Source organism: Cognatilysobacter terrigena (assembly GCF_004361065.1).
Taxonomy (GTDB): Bacteria; Pseudomonadota; Gammaproteobacteria; order Xanthomonadales; family Xanthomonadaceae; genus Cognatilysobacter; species Cognatilysobacter terrigena.
Genome location: NZ_SELT01000021.1, coordinates 16,291 through 33,341, shown reverse-complemented (window position 1 = coordinate 33,341; position 17,051 = coordinate 16,291). Strand labels below are relative to the sequence as shown.

Annotated in this window: 19 protein-coding genes; 9 read left to right on the top strand and 10 right to left on the bottom strand. The window is 68.1% G+C overall.

Translation table 11 applies throughout. From position 1 onward, the window contains the following. Nucleotides 1-12: 12 nt before the first annotated feature. On the bottom strand, nucleotides 13-213 hold the full coding sequence (locus EVS83_RS12050) for a hypothetical protein (RefSeq protein WP_133501287.1): 201 nt from the start codon (nucleotides 211-213) through the stop codon (nucleotides 13-15). A 148-nt stretch (nucleotides 214-361) separates the two neighbouring features. Between EVS83_RS12050 and radA the strand changes: the two genes are divergently transcribed. Then, on the top strand, nucleotides 362-1,768 hold the full coding sequence (radA, locus tag EVS83_RS12045; protein WP_133501286.1) for a DNA repair protein RadA: 1,407 nt from the start codon (nucleotides 362-364) through the stop codon (nucleotides 1,766-1,768). Nucleotides 1,769-1,831: 63 nt separating this feature from the next. Here the strand turns inward: radA and EVS83_RS12040 are convergent, their stop codons facing one another. From EVS83_RS12040 to EVS83_RS12015, 6 genes are all read right to left on the bottom strand, one after another. Further along, nucleotides 1,832-3,382, bottom strand: coding sequence for a DHA2 family efflux MFS transporter permease subunit (locus EVS83_RS12040; RefSeq protein ID WP_133501285.1), 1,551 nt, complete (start codon nucleotides 3,380-3,382; stop codon nucleotides 1,832-1,834). 27 nt (nucleotides 3,383-3,409) lie between these two features. Then, a complete protein-coding gene (locus EVS83_RS12035) occupies nucleotides 3,410-3,781 on the bottom strand; it encodes a VOC family protein (RefSeq protein ID WP_133501284.1) in 372 nt (123 codons plus the stop codon). Beyond that, complete coding sequence (locus tag EVS83_RS12030) at nucleotides 3,781-4,959, bottom strand: HlyD/EmrA/EmrK family protein (protein WP_133501283.1); 1,179 nt, start codon at nucleotides 4,957-4,959, stop codon at nucleotides 3,781-3,783. The genes EVS83_RS12035 and EVS83_RS12030 overlap by 1 nt, the downstream gene beginning before the upstream one ends. Then, nucleotides 4,956-6,431: an efflux transporter outer membrane subunit gene (locus EVS83_RS12025; protein ID WP_133501282.1), complete on the bottom strand. Its 1,476-nt coding sequence runs from the start codon at nucleotides 6,429-6,431 to the stop codon at nucleotides 4,956-4,958. Before EVS83_RS12025 ends, EVS83_RS12030 begins: the two co-directional genes overlap by 4 nt. 1 nt (nucleotide 6,432) lies before the next feature. Beyond that, the gene (locus EVS83_RS12020) at nucleotides 6,433-6,885 is read right to left on the bottom strand and encodes a MarR family winged helix-turn-helix transcriptional regulator (RefSeq protein WP_133501281.1); all 453 of its coding nucleotides are present in this window, start codon (nucleotides 6,883-6,885) and stop codon (nucleotides 6,433-6,435) included. Between the two features lie 89 nt (nucleotides 6,886-6,974). After that, nucleotides 6,975-7,772 carry a cytochrome C assembly family protein gene (locus EVS83_RS12015; RefSeq protein WP_133501280.1) on the bottom strand — a complete coding sequence of 266 codons (798 nt, stop codon included), beginning with the start codon at nucleotides 7,770-7,772 and terminating at the stop codon, nucleotides 6,975-6,977. 85 nt (nucleotides 7,773-7,857) lie between these two features. Here EVS83_RS12015 and ffh point away from each other — a divergent pair, with 85 nt between their 5' ends. From ffh to EVS83_RS11980, 7 genes are all read left to right on the top strand, one after another. Continuing rightward, nucleotides 7,858-9,225: a signal recognition particle protein gene (ffh, locus tag EVS83_RS12010; RefSeq protein ID WP_133501279.1), complete on the top strand. Its 1,368-nt coding sequence runs from the start codon at nucleotides 7,858-7,860 to the stop codon at nucleotides 9,223-9,225. 109 nt (nucleotides 9,226-9,334) lie between these two features. Further along, nucleotides 9,335-9,592 (top strand): 30S ribosomal protein S16, encoded by a 258-nt coding sequence (gene rpsP / locus EVS83_RS12005; RefSeq protein WP_115646466.1) that lies wholly within the window; start codon nucleotides 9,335-9,337, stop codon nucleotides 9,590-9,592. Next, entirely contained in the window at nucleotides 9,592-10,143 is a 552-nt protein-coding gene (rimM, locus tag EVS83_RS12000) for a ribosome maturation factor RimM (RefSeq protein WP_133501278.1), read from the top strand. The genes rpsP and rimM overlap by 1 nt, the downstream gene beginning before the upstream one ends. 69 nt (nucleotides 10,144-10,212) lie before the next feature. Beyond that, on the top strand, nucleotides 10,213-11,010 hold the full coding sequence (gene trmD, locus EVS83_RS11995; protein WP_133501277.1) for a tRNA (guanosine(37)-N1)-methyltransferase TrmD: 798 nt from the start codon (nucleotides 10,213-10,215) through the stop codon (nucleotides 11,008-11,010). Between the two features lie 115 nt (nucleotides 11,011-11,125). Next, nucleotides 11,126-11,533: a 50S ribosomal protein L19 gene (rplS, locus tag EVS83_RS11990; protein ID WP_133501276.1), complete on the top strand. Its 408-nt coding sequence runs from the start codon at nucleotides 11,126-11,128 to the stop codon at nucleotides 11,531-11,533. A 95-nt stretch (nucleotides 11,534-11,628) separates the two neighbouring features. Further along, the gene (locus EVS83_RS11985; protein WP_133501275.1) at nucleotides 11,629-12,378 is read left to right on the top strand and encodes a Mut7-C RNAse domain-containing protein; all 750 of its coding nucleotides are present in this window, start codon (nucleotides 11,629-11,631) and stop codon (nucleotides 12,376-12,378) included. Next, the gene (locus EVS83_RS11980) at nucleotides 12,375-12,773 is read left to right on the top strand and encodes an RNA-binding S4 domain-containing protein (RefSeq protein WP_133501274.1); all 399 of its coding nucleotides are present in this window, start codon (nucleotides 12,375-12,377) and stop codon (nucleotides 12,771-12,773) included. Before EVS83_RS11985 ends, EVS83_RS11980 begins: the two co-directional genes overlap by 4 nt. Before the next feature lie 40 nt (nucleotides 12,774-12,813). Here EVS83_RS11980 and EVS83_RS11975 read toward each other — a convergent pair whose 3' ends face one another. Both EVS83_RS11975 and EVS83_RS11970 read right to left on the bottom strand, forming a co-directional pair. After that, complete coding sequence (locus EVS83_RS11975; protein ID WP_133501273.1) at nucleotides 12,814-13,461, bottom strand: DUF937 domain-containing protein; 648 nt, start codon at nucleotides 13,459-13,461, stop codon at nucleotides 12,814-12,816. A gap of 65 nt (nucleotides 13,462-13,526) precedes the next feature. Then, a complete protein-coding gene (locus EVS83_RS11970; RefSeq protein ID WP_133501272.1) occupies nucleotides 13,527-13,697 on the bottom strand; it encodes a DUF3606 domain-containing protein in 171 nt (56 codons plus the stop codon). Between the two features lie 123 nt (nucleotides 13,698-13,820). Here EVS83_RS11970 and EVS83_RS11965 point away from each other — a divergent pair, with 123 nt between their 5' ends. After that, entirely contained in the window at nucleotides 13,821-14,453 is a 633-nt protein-coding gene (locus EVS83_RS11965; protein ID WP_166636891.1) for a TMEM175 family protein, read from the top strand. Between the two features lies 1 nt (nucleotide 14,454). On the opposite strand, the gene mutS is transcribed toward EVS83_RS11965, so the two are convergent. Then, nucleotides 14,455-17,007, bottom strand: coding sequence for a DNA mismatch repair protein MutS (gene mutS / locus EVS83_RS11960; protein ID WP_133501270.1), 2,553 nt, complete (start codon nucleotides 17,005-17,007; stop codon nucleotides 14,455-14,457). Nucleotides 17,008-17,051: the final 44 nt, after the last annotated feature.

Below are 17,051 nucleotides of genomic sequence, written 5' to 3'. Positions count from 1 at the left end.
GTGCGTCGGGCATCAGGGCGTGCCGGATTCCGGTGCGCGGCTCGGGTCGTCCTTGGCGCGACCGTCGTCCTCGGAGGAGGAACGCACGCTGCGCTGATCCTGCGTGCGCCGGTCGCCGCCGCGATCGAGCAGGTCGCGCCGCTGGTTGTCGTTGACGCCCGCAAGGCCCTGGCCGCGGTTCTTGCCGGTGTCGTGCTCGTCGCGATCGGTCATGGCGTTCTCCTCGATGAGAAGCCAAACGGAGACGGCGCGGTGTGCGGCGGATTTCAGCGGCCGCGCCCGGCGCCGCATCGGAATCGCGCGAAACGTCTTAGCGGCTGCGACCTGACCCGTTTACCCTTCCGCGATACGGGAGGGTTCGATGATCGGGAAGTCCGGAAAATCCAGCGCGCGCCGCGCGACGGCCTACGTCTGCAGCGACTGCGGCTCCGAGCACAGCAAGTGGCAGGGGCAGTGCACCGACTGCGGCCGCTGGAACACGCTGAGCGAGATCGCGCTGGAATCGGCGATGCCCGAGAAGTCCGGCGTCGCGCAGAGCCGTCGCAGCGGCTGGGCCGGCAAGGTCGATCCACCGGCGATCACGGCGCTGAAGGACGTCACCGTCTCCGAGGAATCGCGCGAGACCACGCACATCGGCGAACTCGATCGCGTGCTGGGCGGCGGCCTCGTGCACGGCTCGGTCGTGCTCGTCGGTGGCGATCCCGGCATCGGCAAGTCCACGTTGCTTCTGCAGGCCGTCACGCAGATGGCGCAGACCATGCCGGGTCTGTACGTCACCGGCGAAGAGTCGCTGACGCAGGTCGCAGGGCGCGCGGTGCGACTGGGCCTGCCGCTCGAAGGCGTGCACGCGCTCGCGGAAACGTGCATCGAACGCATCCTCGAACAGGCCGCGCCGATGGGACCGCGCCTGATCGTCGCCGACTCGATCCAGACGCTGTGGACGGAAACGCTCACGGCCGCGCCGGGTTCGGTCAGCCAGGTGCGCGAGAGCGCCGCACGGCTCGTGCGCTACGCGAAGGAGACGGGCACGGCGGTGTTCCTCGTCGGGCACGTCACGAAGGAAGGCGGCATCGCCGGTCCGCGCGTGCTCGAGCACATGGTCGACGCCGTTCTGTATTTCGAAGGCGAGTCGGGCAGCCGCTTCCGCGTGCTGCGCGCCTTCAAGAACCGCTTCGGTGCGGTGAACGAACTCGGCGTGTTCGCGATGGGCGACAAAGGCCTGCGCGAAGTGCCGAACCCGTCGGCGATCTTTCTCTCCGGACACCGTGGCCCGCAGCCGGGCAGCTGCGTGATGGTCACGCGCGAAGGCACGCGGCCGCTGATGGTCGAGGTGCAGGCGCTGGTCGACCATTCGCCGCTGTCGAATCCGCGTCGCGTTGCCGTCGGCATGGAAGGCAATCGACTGGCGATGCTGCTGGCGGTGCTGCATCGCCATGGCGGCGTGGCGGTCGGCGACCAGGACGTCTTCGTCAACGTCGTCGGCGGTATTCGCGTGCAGGAGACGGCGGTCGACCTGCCGTTGCTGCTCGCGGTGCTGTCGTCGCTGCGCGATCGACCGCTCGGCGAGCAGACCGTGGCGTTCGGCGAAGTCGGTCTCTCTGGCGAGATCCGCCCGGTGCCGAACGGCGAGGAGCGTTTGAAAGAAGCGGCGACGCACGGGTTCAAGCGCGCGATCGTGCCGAAGGCGAACGCGCCGAAGTCCGGCAAGGTCGCCGGGATGGACGTGATCGCGGTCGAGCGACTGGCGGACGCACTCGAGCACGCCTGAGGCGAAACCCGCACACCCGAATGCAAAGAAGCCGGCGCAACGCCGGCTTCTTCGTTTGCGTCGTCAGTGGCCCCCAGCGGCGGCCGGTCCGGCCTTCGCCGTGAACGGCGGCTTGGCGATCCACACGAACAGGATCACGACGAGGAAGATGATGCCGAGCACGTGGAAGATCTCGTTGAAGCCGATCTGCACCGCTTGCTGCGAAATCATGCGCTCGAGCACAACCGCACCGCGCTGGATGTCGCCTTGGCCGAGTTGCTGCGCCGTCTGCTGGATCGCTGGATCGTAGGCGTCGATCGCTTCGGTCAGATGCGCATGGTGGATCGTGCCGCGCTGGTTCCAGGCCCACGTCGTCAGCGATGCCGCGAAGCTGCCGCCGAGTGTTCGCATGAACGTCGCGAGGCCCGAACCAGCCGCGATCTCATGCGGTTCCAGGTCCGACAGCAGGATCGTGAGCACCGGCATGAAGAACAGCGCGACGCCCAGGCCCTGCCACAGCTGCACCATTGCGACGCGCTGGAAGTCGACGTCGAGGTTGAAGCCGGAGCGGATGAAGCTGGTCGTCGCCATCACCACGAACGCGAAGCTCGCGAGGATGCGCAGGTCGAATCGCGATGCGTACTTGCCCACGAACGGCGTCAGGATCACCGGCAGCACGCCGATCGGCGCACTCGCGAAACCCGCCCAGATTGCGGTGTAGCCGAGGTTGCGCTGCAGCCACAGCGGCACCAGTAGGCCGACGCTGAAGAACGCCGCGTACGCCATCACCATGGCGGCCGTGCCCGCGCTGAAATTGCGGTGGCGGAACAGGCGCAGGTTGACGATCGGATCCTTGTCGGTGAGTTCCCAGATCACGAACACGGCGAGCGAAATCGCAGCGACGATCGCGAGGATCACGATGCGCGTCGAGTTGAACCAGTCCTCGTCGTTGCCGAGGTCGAGCAGCGTCTGTAGTGCGCCGACGCCGAGCACCAGTGTCGCGAGACCGATGTAGTCCATCTTCGGCTTCTCGAGGCGCTCCGGCCGGCCCTTCAACTGACGGCCGACGACGAAGCTCGAGAAAATGCCGATCGGCACGTTGATGAAGAAGATCCACTGCCAGCTGTAGTTGTCGGTGATCCAGCCGCCGAGGATCGGGCCCGCAATAGGCGCGACGACGGTCACCATCGCCAGCAGTGCGATGGCTTGCCCACGCTTTTGCGGTGGGTAGATCGACAGCAGCAGCGCCTGCGTCACCGGGTACATCGGGCCGCAGACGAAGCCCTGCAGCGCGCGCGCCACCACGAGGAAGCCCATCGAGTTCGCTAGGCCGCAGAGCAGCGACGCGACGACGAACGCGAGCGTCGCCAACGTGAACAGGCGCAGCTCGCCGAAACGGCGCGTCAGGTAGCCGGTGAGCGGCAACGCAATCGCGTTGCTCACCGCGAACGACGTGATGACCCACGTCGCCTGGTTCGAACTCGCGCCGAGGTTGCCGGCGATGGTGGGCAGCGACACGTTGGCGATCGTCGTGTCGAGCACCTGCATGAACGACGCGAGCGCGAGGCCCAGCGTCGTCAGCGCCATGTTCGGCGGACGGAAGCCAGCAGCGGGGGCGGGAGCGGCAGCGGCCATGGAGCCTTCGGTTACGTGGACGGCGGTTCAGTCGAACTGCCGGAAGACGATGCAGACGTCGGTGGGATCCCGCAGCGCGACTTCGCGCGCGCCCCACGGCTGAAGCCTCACGTCGGGAAGGTTGGGATGGAGCAGGTCGGGTCGACGCGCCCCGATGTCGGCGTGCAGCGCATCGATCGCATCGGTCTCGATGGCGAGTTCCGGGCGATCCTTCGCTGCGAACTCGGCACTCGCGACGATGTACGCCTTCGCGCCGAACCGCTCGACGACCGCGAGATCGTCATCGCGATACTTCACCTCGAACCCGAGGGCGTCGACGAAGAGGTCGAGGCCCTCGGCAAGCGTGTCGAAGAACACCTTCGGCACGAGGGTGAAGCGCGTCGGCGCGACGTCCGGCATCAGCCGCGGCCTGCAAGGTTCTCGCGGATCACCTGGTCGATGCGGTCCTGCGCCGCGTGCATCTGGCGCTCGTACGCCGACGTCGTGAACAGCGGCTTCTGCGGCGGCGCAGCGGCGAGCACGGCGCCCGACTGGTCGTGCAGGTCGACATCGGCGCTCATCGACAGGCCGATGCGCAGCGGATGCTTGACCAGCTGGTCGCGCGGGACTTCCACGCGCACCGGCACGCGCTGCACGATCTTGATCCAGTTGCCGCTCGCGTTCTGCGCGGGCAGCAGCGAGAACGCGCTACCGGTGCCGAGGCCGAGGCTCACGAGGCGACCCTTGAACGTCACGTCCTTGCCGTACAGATCGGAATGCAGCTCGACCGGCTGGCCGATGCGCATCTTCGCGAGCTGCGTTTCCTTGAAGTTCGCTTCGACCCACACCTGTTCGAGCGGGATCACCGTCATCAGCGTCTGGCCCGGCTGCACGCGCTGGCCCAGCTGCACGGTGCGCTTGGCGACGTAGCCGGTGACCGGTGCGACGATCGCGCCGCGCTGCATCGCGAGATACGCCTGTCGCACCTGCGCAGCGGCGGCCTGCACCTGCGGCTGGTTGCGCACGGTCGTGGCGTCCACCAGTGCCTGGTTGCGCGACAGGTTGCCGCGCGACGTCGCGAGCGCGGCTTCGGCGGCGGCGAGGTCGTCGCGTGCATGCGCGAGTTCTTCGGCCGACACGGCGCCAGTGGCGACGAGCCCGTTACGACGCGCGACGTCCGCACGCAGCTTGGCGACCTGCGCCTCGCGTGCACGGATTTCCGCCTGCGACGAACTCACGCTGCTGTACAGGCCGCGCACGGTGCGCACGGTGTTCGCGAGGTTGGCGATCGACTGCTCGTATGCGACCTGCGCATCCGTCGCGTCGAGCTGCACCAGCACCTGGCCGGCTTCGACGCGCATGCCGTCGTCGGCGGTGATGCCGGTGACGGTGCCGACGGTCTGCGGCGTGATCGTGACGATGTTGCCCTGCACGTAGGCGTCGTCGGTGTCTTCGTGCCAGCGCCCGACGAGGAAGTGGTAGAGCAGCCAGGCGATGCCGCCGATCACGACGACGAGCGCGAGGATGATCAACGCACGGCGACGCTTGCTGCTGCCCTTCGCCGGTGCGGGTTCTGCGGTAGTGGTAGGTGTGCTCATCGGGCGGCGGTCGCGGAATCGGAGATGGAATCGGAAGAGGGCGCGGTCAGTGCGAGCCCGCCACCCAGCGCCTGGTCGAGATCGACCACGGCGAGGAGGCGTTGCGCGCGCAGCGCGGCGAGTTGCTGGTCGAGCTGCAGCAGCGGACGTTGTGCATTGAGCACGTCGATCTGCGTCGACAGCCCGGCCTTGTAACGCGTGTTGGCGAGCGACAGCGCGGCCTGCGCGGCGTCACGGGCCTGGCGCACCGACGCGATCTGCGCGTCGAGCGCGCGGGCGTTGTCGAGCGCATCGGCGACTTCGCGCATGCCGCCGACGAGCGTGCCGTTGTACGCGGCGACGGCGAGGTCGTAGTCGGCATCGGACTTCGCGAGGTTGGAACGCAGGCGTCCACCGTCGAAGATCGGCAGCGAAACCGCGGGACCGCCCTGCGTCAGCAATGCATTGGTCGAGAACAGATCGCCGAGGCTGACCGCAGCAAGTCCGACCAGCGCCGACAGGTTCACCGACGGATAGAACTGCGTCTTCGCGGCGCGGATGTTGCGGCTCGCGGCCTCCGCACGCCAACGCGCGGCGACGACATCGGGGCGCGCACCGAGCAGATCACTCGGGATGACGCTCGGGATGCCGGGCGACGGTGCGACGAGCAGCTTCGGACGCGTGATCGCATCGCCACGATCCGGGCCCTTGCCGAGCAACGCAGCGATCGCGTGCTTCGCGGTGTCGATCTGTTGTTGTGCGGCTTCGGCCTGCTGATCCGCGGATGCGACCAGCGTTTCGGCGTTGCGCAGCTGCATCTGGTTGTCGATGCCCGCCTTGACGCGCTGGCGGCCGAGGCCGAGCAGCTTCTGTGAGCGCGACTTCTCGTTGTGCGCGACGTCGAGCGCGTCGTAGGCCTGCGCGAGGCCGACGTAAGCGCGTGTGATGTTCGATGCGAGCGTCAGGCGCGCGGATTGCGCTTCGACGTCCTGCGCACGCAGCTGGCCGACGGCGGCTTCGTAACGCGCGCGATCGCCACCCCAAAGATCGGGCGCCCACTTGATGTTGAGACCGAGCAGGATCACGCCGGTGTAGTGCCCGCCGAGCGGATCGGGCGCGACCGTCGTCGGAATCTGCAGGCCGGAGTACTGCGCGGTCGCACCGACGGTCGGCTTGCGCGCGGCATCGGCGAGGCCCGCCTGCGCGGCGGCCTGGAGAACGCGTGCGTCGGCCGCAGCGAGACTCGGTTGCCCGGCGAGCGCTTCGTCGACGAGCGCGTCGAGCTGGGGATCGCCGAACGCGCGCCACCAGTCACGGGCGAGCGGCGCGGAGATGCGCGCGTCGGCCAGCGTCTTCGACGCAGCCACCGCGTTCGCATCCATCGGACGCTCCTGCGGTTCCAGCCCGTGCATGCTGGCACAGCCCGCGAGTGCGAGCGCGAGGAACAACGGTGCGAGGCGCCGGGTCTGCGGCGCGACGGAACGTGGGGTCATGTCAGTCGAGATCCGAAGAAAGGTTGTCGCGGACGCGAACCAGCAGGTTCATGAGATGCGCCTGTTCCGCATCGTCCAGACCCTGCATGGCGCGCGCGTGTACACGGCGGCCGATGTCGCTAACGGCTTGCCACATCTCGCGACCGCTGTCGGTCAGGTCGATATGGAGAGCGCGGCGATCCTGCGGGTCGACGACGCGGGCGACGAGACCCTGCGCCTCAAGCTTGTCCAGTAGGCGTGTCATGGCACCGGGATGCAGCTGCGCCGCACGGGCGAGCTCGCTGACGCCAGCACGCCCATCGTTACCGAGTGTCTTGAGCGTGATGTACTGGCTGAAGGTCAGCTCGTGGCCGGCATCCGCCAGCTCGCGCTCGGCGCGCGCCCACATCGCGTCGCGGACCTGCCGGAACATCAGTCCCAGCGAGGAGCCGTTGCAGGGTGGGTGGTTCGTCATGGCGGCGCACTTTAGGTGCCCGCGCAATAGTTGTCAATGCAAATATTGCGTCGACGAGTAGTTACCCAGCGTTCCGCATCCGGAACGATTCAGACGACCGAGCGGAGGATCAGTTCGAGGACTGCCTTGCTGCCGAAATAGGCCAGCACCAGCAGGGCCATGGCCGCGAGCGTCCAGCGGACGGCCTTCGCCCCACGCCAGCCGTAGCGACGACGGCCGTAGAGCAGGGCGCCGAACGCGAGCCAGGACAGCAGGCTCAGCACCGTCTTGTGCACGAGGTGCTGGGCGAACAGGTTCTGCACGAACAGCACGCCGGTGAGCAGCGTCGCCGTCAGAAGCGCGAATCCGACCGCGATCGTTCGGAACATCAGCGATTCGAGCTGGATCAGCGGCGGCAGCGCACGTCGCCAGCCGTGGAATTCGCGGCGGCGCAGCGCGCGTTCCTGCGCCCACAGCGTCACGGCGAGAAGCGCGGCGACGGCGAGCGTCGCGTAGGCCAGCAATGCGAGCGCCGCATGCAGCTGCTGCTGCCAATCGAGCGCCATCGACATCGAGTGGCCGTAAGCTCGATACGCGACGAGCAGCGCGGCCGCGAGCGGTAGCGCGACGATCGCGAGCGCGGCGACCCGCTCGCGACGTGCGACGAACGTCGTCATCGCCGCCATGCCCAGCCCGACCAGCGAGAGCGCGGCGAAGAAGTGCAGGTCCGGCCCGCGCACCTCGGTCCACGCGACGATGTGCGTGGCCGCGTGCAGGGCGAGCGCGAGCGCCGACGGCACGCGCCAGCCGTCCGCCGGCGACGACGGATCGACGCGCAGCGCCGCGGCGAGCATGCCGGTGGCGACGAGGTAGAGGAGGACGGAGGCGATCACGAGCGCGAGCGTCATGCTTTGAAGTGTCGCACAGCCGTTCGGCGGGCCGCAGGCGTGCGCCCGCTATACTTCGCGACCGTTTTTCGCGTCGGCACCGTCCATGTTCGAGTCCCTCTCCCAGCGTCTTTCCGGCACGATCGAGCGCCTGCGCGGCCGCGGTCGCCTGACCGAGGAGAACATCCGCGAGTCGCTGCGCGAAGTGCGCATCGCGCTGCTCGAGGCGGACGTGGCGCTGCCGGTGGTGCAGGGTCTGATCGAGCGCATCAAGGTGCGCGCGGTCGGTCAGGAAGTGCTGAAGTCGCTGACGCCCGGCCAAGCGCTGATCAAGGTCGTGCGCGACGAGATGTCGGCGGTGATGGGCGCGCAGGCGTCCGACCTCAATCTCAACGTGCCGGCGCCGGCGGTCATTCTGATGGCCGGCCTGCAGGGCGCGGGCAAGACGACCACCGTCGGCAAGCTCGCCAAGCATCTCAAGGAAAAGCGCAAGAAGAAGGTGATGGTGGTGTCGGCCGACGTCTATCGTCCGGCCGCGATCGAACAGCTGCGCCAGCTCGCGCAGCAGGTCGACGTGATCTTCTTCCCGTCCGATCCGTCGCAGAAGCCCGAAGCGATCGTGCGCGCGGCGATCGACGATGCGCGCAAGTCGTACGTCGACGTGCTGATCGTCGACACCGCAGGTCGCCTCGCCATCGACGAAGCGATGATGGCGGAGATCAAGACGCTGCACGGCGCGGTCACTCCGGTCGAAACGCTGTTCGTCGTCGACTCGATGACAGGCCAGGACGCCGCGGTCACCGCGAAGGCCTTCGCGGAAGCGCTGCCGCTCACCGGCGTCGTGCTGACGAAGACGGACGGCGACGCGCGCGGTGGTGCGGCGCTCTCGGTGCGTTACATCACCGGACGCCCGATCAAGTTCATCGGTACCGGCGAGAAGCCTGAAGGCCTCGACGTCTTCCATCCGGACCGCATCGCCAGCCGCATCCTCGACATGGGCGACGTCCTGTCGCTGGTCGAGCAGGTCGAAGCGCAGGTCGACAAGGACAAGGCGGCCAAGCTCGCCGAGAAGGTCGTCAAGGGCAAGAAATTCGACCTCAACGACATGCGCGACCAGCTCGAGCAGATGCAGAACATGGGCGGCCTGCACGGACTCATGGACAAGCTGCCCGGCATCGGCCAGGTGCCCGCGCACCTCAAGGACCAGATCACCGGCAAGGAAGTGCCGCGGATGATCGCGATCATCAATTCGATGACGAAGAAGGAGCGTCGCAATCCCGCGCTTCTGAACGGCTCGCGCCGCGCGCGCATCGCCAAGGGCGCGGGGCTGACCCCGGCCGACGTCAACAAGGTGATGAAGCAGTACCAGCAGATGGAAAAAATGATGTCGAAGCTGGCCGGCGGCGGCATGAAGGGGCTCATGCGCGGCATGAAGGGCATGATGGGCGGGCGCGGCGGGATGCCGTTCCGTTGAGCCCCACCTCACGGCCGCTTGGGCGGCCGGGTTTACCCTGACGCAGGCTTCACGCTAAAATCGTCGGCTTACCCTGCCATTCCGGCAGCTGGGCAACACCGAGAAACCAATGGTCAAGATCCGCCTGACGCGTGGCGGCGCCAAGAAGCGCCCCTTCTACCACATCATCGTCACCGACAGCCGCAGCGCCCGCGACGGCCGCAACATCGAGCGCGTCGGTTACTACAACCCGGTCGCTTCGGGTAACGACAAGCCGGTCGAACTCAACGTCGAGCGCATCCAGCACTGGATCGGCCACGGCGCGCAGATGACCGACAAGGTCGCCGACCTCTACAAGGCGGCGGTCAAGGCGCAGGCCGCGGCCTGATGTCCTCGCCCGTGCCTGGCGCGGGCGGTAGCAGCACGAACAACCCGGGGCGCCGCATCCTTGTTGGAAGGGTGGTCGGCGCCTTCGGCGTTCGTGGGGAAGTGAAACTCGAGAGCTGGACCGAGCCGCGCTCGGCGCTCTTCGGCTACCGGCCCTGGATCCTGCGCGACGCTCGCGGCGTCGAGCGCGAGCTGATGGGCGTGCGCGGTCGGATCGTCGGCAAGAGCCTCGCCGCCGAGATTCCGGGCGTCGAGGATCGGGACGCCGCCGAGGCCATGCGCGGCACCGAGGTCTACGTCCCGCGGTCCGCGCTGCCCAAGGCGGCGGAGGGCGAGTTCTACTGGGCCGACCTCGAAGGCCTCGAGGTGGTCAATGTCGAGGGACAGGCGATGGGTCGGGTCTCGCACCTGTTCTCCACCGGCGCGAACGACGTGCTGGTCACCCGCGACGGCGACCGGGAATGGATGATCCCGTTCGTGCGTCCGCAGTTCGTCACCGCGATCGATTTGGACGCGGGCCGCATCACGGTCGACTGGGACCCGGATTTCTAGTTCTGCCGCGCGGATCCGGGCATTTGCGCCGCAATCCGCGCCACCGACGCTACCACGAGCCGTTCCGCCATGCGCATCGACGTCGTCAGCCTGTTCCCCGAATTCGTCGCGCAGTGCGCGGCGTTCGGCGTGGTCGGGCGGGCGGTCGAGCGCGGCCTGCTGTCGATCCACGGCACCAATCCGCGCGACCACGCCGAAGGCAACTACCGTCGTGTCGACGATCGCCCATTCGGCGGCGGCCCCGGCATGGTGATGCTGATCGACCCGCTGCGTCGTGCGATCGAGGCCGCGAGGTCGGCGGCCGAAGGCCCGGTACGGGTGGTCTACATGAGCCCGCAGGGGCGGCGCCTCGATCAGGAGACGGTTCGCCGTCTGGCGGCCGAGCCGCGCCTGATCCTGCTCTGCGGCCGCTACGAAGGCATCGACGAACGCCTGACCCGGGCGGAGGTCGACGAGGAAATCTCCATCGGCGACTACGTGCTGTCGGGTGGGGAGCTGGCCGCCGCGGTCGTCATCGATGCGATCGCCCGTCTTCAGGACGGCGCGCTCAACGACGCCGAATCCGCGGTGCAGGACAGCTTCGAGGACGGCCTGCTGGATTGCCCGCACTTCACCCGGCCCGTCGAGCACGAGCTGGGCGCCGTCCCGGAGATCCTGCTGTCGGGCGACCACGCGAAAATCGCCCGGTGGCGGCGGATGCAGTCGCTGGGCCGGACCGCCGAGCGCCGGCCCGACCTCCTCAAGGGACGGGAGCTATCCAAGGCGGACGCGGCGCTGCTTCGGCAGTACCGTGAAGCGTCGATGTCGACGCCGGAAACCGTGGCCGACGCCACGGAGCCGGCCGCCGCCGGTCCGGAAACCGGCTAACCCCTAGTCACGCAAGGAAAAATCCCGCTAGAATTGCGGGCTTCGCTCCACCGATGCCGGCACGCGGGTCCACGCGCACTCGCGGCTCTACAACGACACCAACAGGCCCAAGCCAATGAACAAGCCGTCCCTCAATACGCTGCTCCAGAATTTCGAAGCCGAGCAGATCACCCGCAAGCTTCCCGACTTCAGCCAGGGCGACACCGTCGTCGTCAACGTGAAGGTCAAGGAAGGCAACCGCGAGCGCGTCCAGGCGTACGAAGGCGTGGTCATCGGCATCAAGAGCGCCGGCCTGAACTCGTCGTTCACGGTCCGCAAGATTTCGCACGGCTTCGGCGTCGAGCGCGTGTTCCAGACGCACTCCGCCACGATCGACTCGGTCGAAGTGAAGCGTCGCGGCAAGGTGCGCGCGGGCAAGCTGTACTACCTGCGTGGCCTCGAGGGCAAGAAGGCGCGTATCAAGGAAGATCTGGCCGCTTACGCCAAGGCGAAGGCCGCTGCCGCTGCTGCCTCGCAGCAGTAATCGCGCAGCGCTTCGTGCGACGGCCGCCTTCGGGCGGCCGTTTGCATTTGAGCGTCTGTATCGGCTGTCGACGCGGGACGTTGCAGCCTGACGCCATGCGTGATGTCGATCGTCCGAAATGCCGGATGCGCGTGCACGGACGGCTCGCGCGGTTCGTCGCCTGGGATCGCCGCGATCGCAGCTTCGAGCTCGCATTCGATGGAACACCGGCGATCAAGGATCCGATCGAGTCGACCGGTGTTCCGCACACCGAGGTCGGTGGCCTGCTGGTCGATGGTGCGAGCACGACGATGGCGCAGCGCGTGCGCGGTGGCGAGTCCGTCGACGTTTGGCCGCTGGATCGGCAATCGGCCGGCACGCCGCCGCGATTCGTGCTCGACGTGCATCTGGGACGCCTCGCGAGCTATCTGCGGTTGCTCGGCATCGACACCGCGTGGCGCAACGATGCGGACGATGACGCGCTCGTCGCGACGTCGAACACCGAGCGCCGCACGCTTCTGACGCGCGACGTCGCGTTGCTCAAGCAAAGCGACGTCGACGCTGGCGCGTTCGTCTACGCGATGCAGCCGCTGGAGCAGCTGGTCGAGATCGAGGCGCGTTTCGCGTTGGCGCCGTGGTTCGCGGCGCTCAGCCGCTGCTCGCATTGCAATTCCCGGGTCGAGCCCGCAGATCCGGAGCAACTGGGCGACGCCGTGCCGCCGCGCGCACGGGCGAGCGCCACGTCCTTCAGCCGATGCACAGGGTGCGGACGTGCCTACTGGCTCGGCAGTCACGCACCGCGATTGTTCGACCGCCTGGCCCGCGCCGGCATTCATCTTCCATCGATCCGTACCGACGACGCATGACCGACATCATCCCGACCGTTCGACTCGATCAGTGGCTCTGGGCCGCGCGCTTCTTCCGTACGCGTTCGCTCGCGAAGCAGGCGATCGAGACCGGGCGAGTCGAGATCGATGGCCAGCGCGCGAAGGCATCGCGCGGCGTTCGCGTGGGCGATCGACTGGGCGTCACGCGGGGCGAGGAGCGTTTCGACGTCGACGTGCTGGGGCTCAGTACGGAGCGCGGCGCCGCGCCGATCGCGCAGCTGCTGTATGCGGAGACGGACGAGTCGAAGCAGCGTCGCGAGCAGGCGCGTGCAGAGCGGACCGCGATGCGGGACGGCTATCGGGCGCCCGAACAGCGCCCCGACAAACGCGCACGCCGCCTGATCCGCGCACTCGGCGACATCGACGCCACCTGATCGTGATGCGCGAGTTCGAAACGGCTCGCGTAAATGCCGATCAGATCCGCGGGCGCGGACTGCGCATCTCTGCCGTCTGTACCGGCAGCGCGCTGGCGTCGCCCGACGTGAAGTCCTGCAGGTCGACGTCACCATCGTGGTCGCGGTCCAGGAACGACAGCAAACCTTGATGCGTTTCGCCGCTGCTGCGAAGCGAGTCGACTTCCTGCGAAAGCGCGGTCCGAAGACCTTCGGGTGAGGCCTGCGGCGTCGAGGCGCCGTCGGCGGCCTGCGGCGTGAATAGGCGACGGGCCACGTAGGCCATGACGACGGGAGCCAGGACGCGAAGGAGCGTCGATGCGCGATCACTGTCGAGCCCGGTCGCATTGCCTACCGCGCTGGCCGCCGTGGTGCTGTGGTCGCCAAGCAGATGCCCGAGGATCGCGCCGCCGGCGCCGCCGCCCGCGAGCGCGGTGCCGAGCGCATTGGCGGGGTCGACGCCCCGATGATCGAAGTCGAGCGCGGAAAGCAGCGCCTCGGCGCCATCGGGTCCGCGCGCGTTGCGGTGCATCGCACCGAACAGCACGGGAAGCGCGGTGGCCGCGGCCTGCAGCGCGCCTGCGGAGGAGAGGCCGAGGCGATCGCCGAGCTGGCGGGCCGGCGTGCCGCGGAGCTGGTCGAGAAGGTCGTCGTAGAGCGGGCCGTTCATGGGCGTTCTCCGGAGCGGACAGGCAAAGTCAGCCACGCGATCGATTCACGCGCCGTGACGGCCGCTCAGCGCACCTGCGACAGGTGCATCCGCACGTTCGTCACGTCAACGCCGACCGCGCTCACCGCCTCGCGCAGCGTGTCGGCATCGGCGTCGAGTTCGTCGCACCAGTACGCGAGTTCCTGCTCGTCGTTGACGTTGACGCGCGCTTCGTCGTTCGGGATTCGATGGCTCATGGGCGGCTCCGTGGAGAGGCATAGTCGAGCACTGCGCGTGTCGACACCCGGCCAACGCGTCGCGACACCCGCCTCTTGCCGCACCGCCGAAGGATCGAAACAATGCGGCGAAAGGGGGAATCCATGAGCCAGACGACCGACCACGCGCTCGAACGCACGGTCTTCTTTTCCGACGCCGTATTCGCCATCGCGATCACGTTGCTGGTGATCGAGGTGCACGTGCCTCACGTCGAGCGTGCTGGCGGCGACATGGCGTTCTGGTATGCGCTCGGCCACTTGATGCCGAATCTCGTCGGCTTCTTCGTGAGCTTCAGCGTGATCGGCGCGTTCTGGATGGGCCACCACCGCGCGTTCTCGCTGGCGTCGCGCTACTCGCCGCGCATTCTCGGGTGGAACCTGACGCTGCTGGGCGCGATCGCGTTCATGCCGTTCCTCACCGCGTTCATGGCGGAGTACGCCGGCGCGCGCGTCCCGGCGTCGTTGTACTGGGGCTGGATGCTGGTCACCGCGCTGCTCAACCTGCGCGTCAACACGATTGCCGTCGGGCCCGACATGCGCGGGCCGGACACGACGCCGGACGACGTGCGCTACATCCGCGGGCGCGGCCTCAGCACGATCTGCGCGTCGATCGTCGCGCTGGCGATCGCGCAGTTCGCGCCGTTCTTCGGCCCGCTCGGCATGCTGACGCTGCCCGTGTTCCGCCGCGTGTTCTGCCGTCCGGGTGCGGCGTCGATCGCCACGTCGCCCGCGGGCTGATTCAGACCAGTGACCGCAGGCGGTAGAGCGCTTCGAGCGCCTGCTTCGGCGTCAATTCGTCCGGATCGATGCCGGCCAGCGCTTCGAGTGCGGCCGATGAGGGCGCAAACAGGCTGAATTGCTGCGGCGATTCGAGCGTCGATGCGGTCATCGGGGCGCGGGCGTCGTCGGGTCGCTGCTGCTCGAGTTCCGCGAGGCGAGCGCGCGCCTGTGCGACCACCGTCTTCGGCAGACCCGCGAGCGCGGCAACCTGCAGGCCGAAGCTGCGATCCGCGGGGCCGTCTTTCACCGCGTGCATGAAGACGAGCTTGTCGCCGTGCTCGACCGCATCGAGGTGCACATTCGCGATGCCGCTGCCCGGCTCGGCGAGACGGGTCAGTTCGAAGTAGTGCGTCGCGAACAGCGTGTAGGCGCGGTTGCTCTGCGCGAGATGGCGAGCGCAGGCCTCCGCGAGCGCGAGGCCGTCGTAGGTCGACGTTCCGCGTCCGATTTCGTCCATCAGCACGAGCGAGCGGTCGGTGGCGTGGTGGAGGATGTAGCTCGTCTCCGCCATCTCCACCATGAACGTCGATTGGCCGCGTGCAAGGTCGTCGCCAGCGCCGATGCGCGTAAGGATGCGGTCGATCGGTCCGATCACTGCCTTTGACGCGGGCACGAAGCTGCCGATGTGCGCGAGCAGCACGATCAGCGCGTTCTGCCGCATGTACGTCGACTTGCCGCCCATGTTCGGGCCGGTGATGACGAGCATGCGGCGACCGACGTGGTCGGGCGCGCAGTCGAGAATCAGGTCGTTCGGCTCGAACGGGGCGTCGCGCACCGCTTCGACGACCGGATGGCGACCGCGCTCGATGCGGATACCCGGGTGCTCGGCAAGTTCCGGCTGCGACCAGTCCAGCGCTTGCGCGCGCTCGGCGAATGCGGCGAGAACGTCGAGTTCGGCGAGCGCAGCGGCGCAGCGCTTGAGCGGCTCGAGCTGCTCATTCAGCACGTCGAGCATCTGCTCGTACAGCAGGCGCTCGCGCGACAGCGAACGCTCGCGCGCGGACAGCACCTTGTCCTCGAACTGCTTCAGCTCTTCGGTGATGTAGCGCTCCGCGCCGGTCAGGGTCTGGCGTCGCGTGTAGTGCGTCGGTGCGCGGCCGGCTTGGCCCTTGCTGATCTCGATGTAATAACCGTGGACACGGTTGTAGCCGACTTTGAGCGTCGGAATGCCGGTCGCCTCGCGCTCGCGCGCTTCGAGGTCGATCAGGAACTGATCCGCGTTCGTCGACAGCCGACGCAGTTCGTCGAGCTCGGCGTCGTAGCCTTCCGCGAACACGCCGCCGTCGCGTGCGAGAACCGGCGGCTGCGGGACGATTGCCTCGGCGAGGTGCGCGGCAATCGCGTCGTGCTCGCCGAGTTCATCACGCAGCGCCTGCAGACGCGGTGCGTCGAGAGGTGCGAGGAGTTCGCGAAGCGCGGGCGCCATGGCGAGGGCGTCGCGGAGTGTCGACAGGTCGCGTGGACGCGCGCTGCGCAGGGCGACGCGCGCGAGGATGCGTTCGACGTCGCCGACTGCGCGCAGGTGCTCGCACAGGTCGTCGCCGACGCGGCTGTCGATCAGCGTCGCCACGGCGTTGTGCCGGAGACGCAGCACCTCGCGATCGCGCAACGGACGATGCAGCCAGCGGCGAAGCAGGCGACCGCCCATCGGCGTCACCGTCGAATCCAGCACGCCGAGCAGCGTGTGGCGCGTATCGCCGTCGACGCGGGTATCGAGTTCGAGATGGCGGCGCGTCGCCGCGTTCATCGCGATCGCGCCGTCGCCGGACTCGACCGCGATCGATGTCAGGTGCGGCAGTCGCTGCTTCTGCGTCTCTTCGACGTAGCCGAGCAGCGCAGCCGCAGCGGCGATCGCGAGCGGACGATCGTCGATGCCGAAGCCGGTGAGGTCGTGCAGGTCGAAGAAGCGCAGCAGCTGGCGACGGCCGCTGTCGAGGTCGAACAGCCACGGCGCACGGCGGCGCAGTCCGGTGCGCGTGGCCACGCAGGCGGGCAGGGGATCTTCGTCGGGATACAGCACTTCGGCGGGATCGAGCCGCGCGATCTCCGCTTCGAGCTGGTCTTCGTTGCCGACCTCGTTGCAGAGGAAGCGGCCCGCGGCGAGATCGGCCCACGCCAGGCCCCAGCCGTTCTTTCCGCGCGCGACCGCGAGCAGCAGCGTGTCGCGGCGCTGGTCGAGCAGCGCTTCGTCGGTGACGGTGCCGGGCGTCACGATGCGGACTACCTTGCGTTCGACGATGCCCTTGGCGAGCGCCGGATCGCCGATCTGCTCGCAGATGGCGACCGATTCGCCGAGTGCGACGAGGCGTGCGAGATAGCCTTCCGCCGAATGGTGCGGCACACCGGCCATCGGGATCGGCTGTCCGGCAGACGAGCCGCGCTGCGTCAGGGTGATATCGAGCAGCCGCGCCGCCTTGCGCGCGTCGTCGTAGAACAGCTCGTAGAAGTCGCCCATCCGGAAGAACAGCAGCACGTCCGGATGCTCCGCCTTGGCCGCGAAGAACTGGCGCATGAGCGGGGTATGGGCGTCGGCGGAAGCGCCGTCGGCGCGGACGG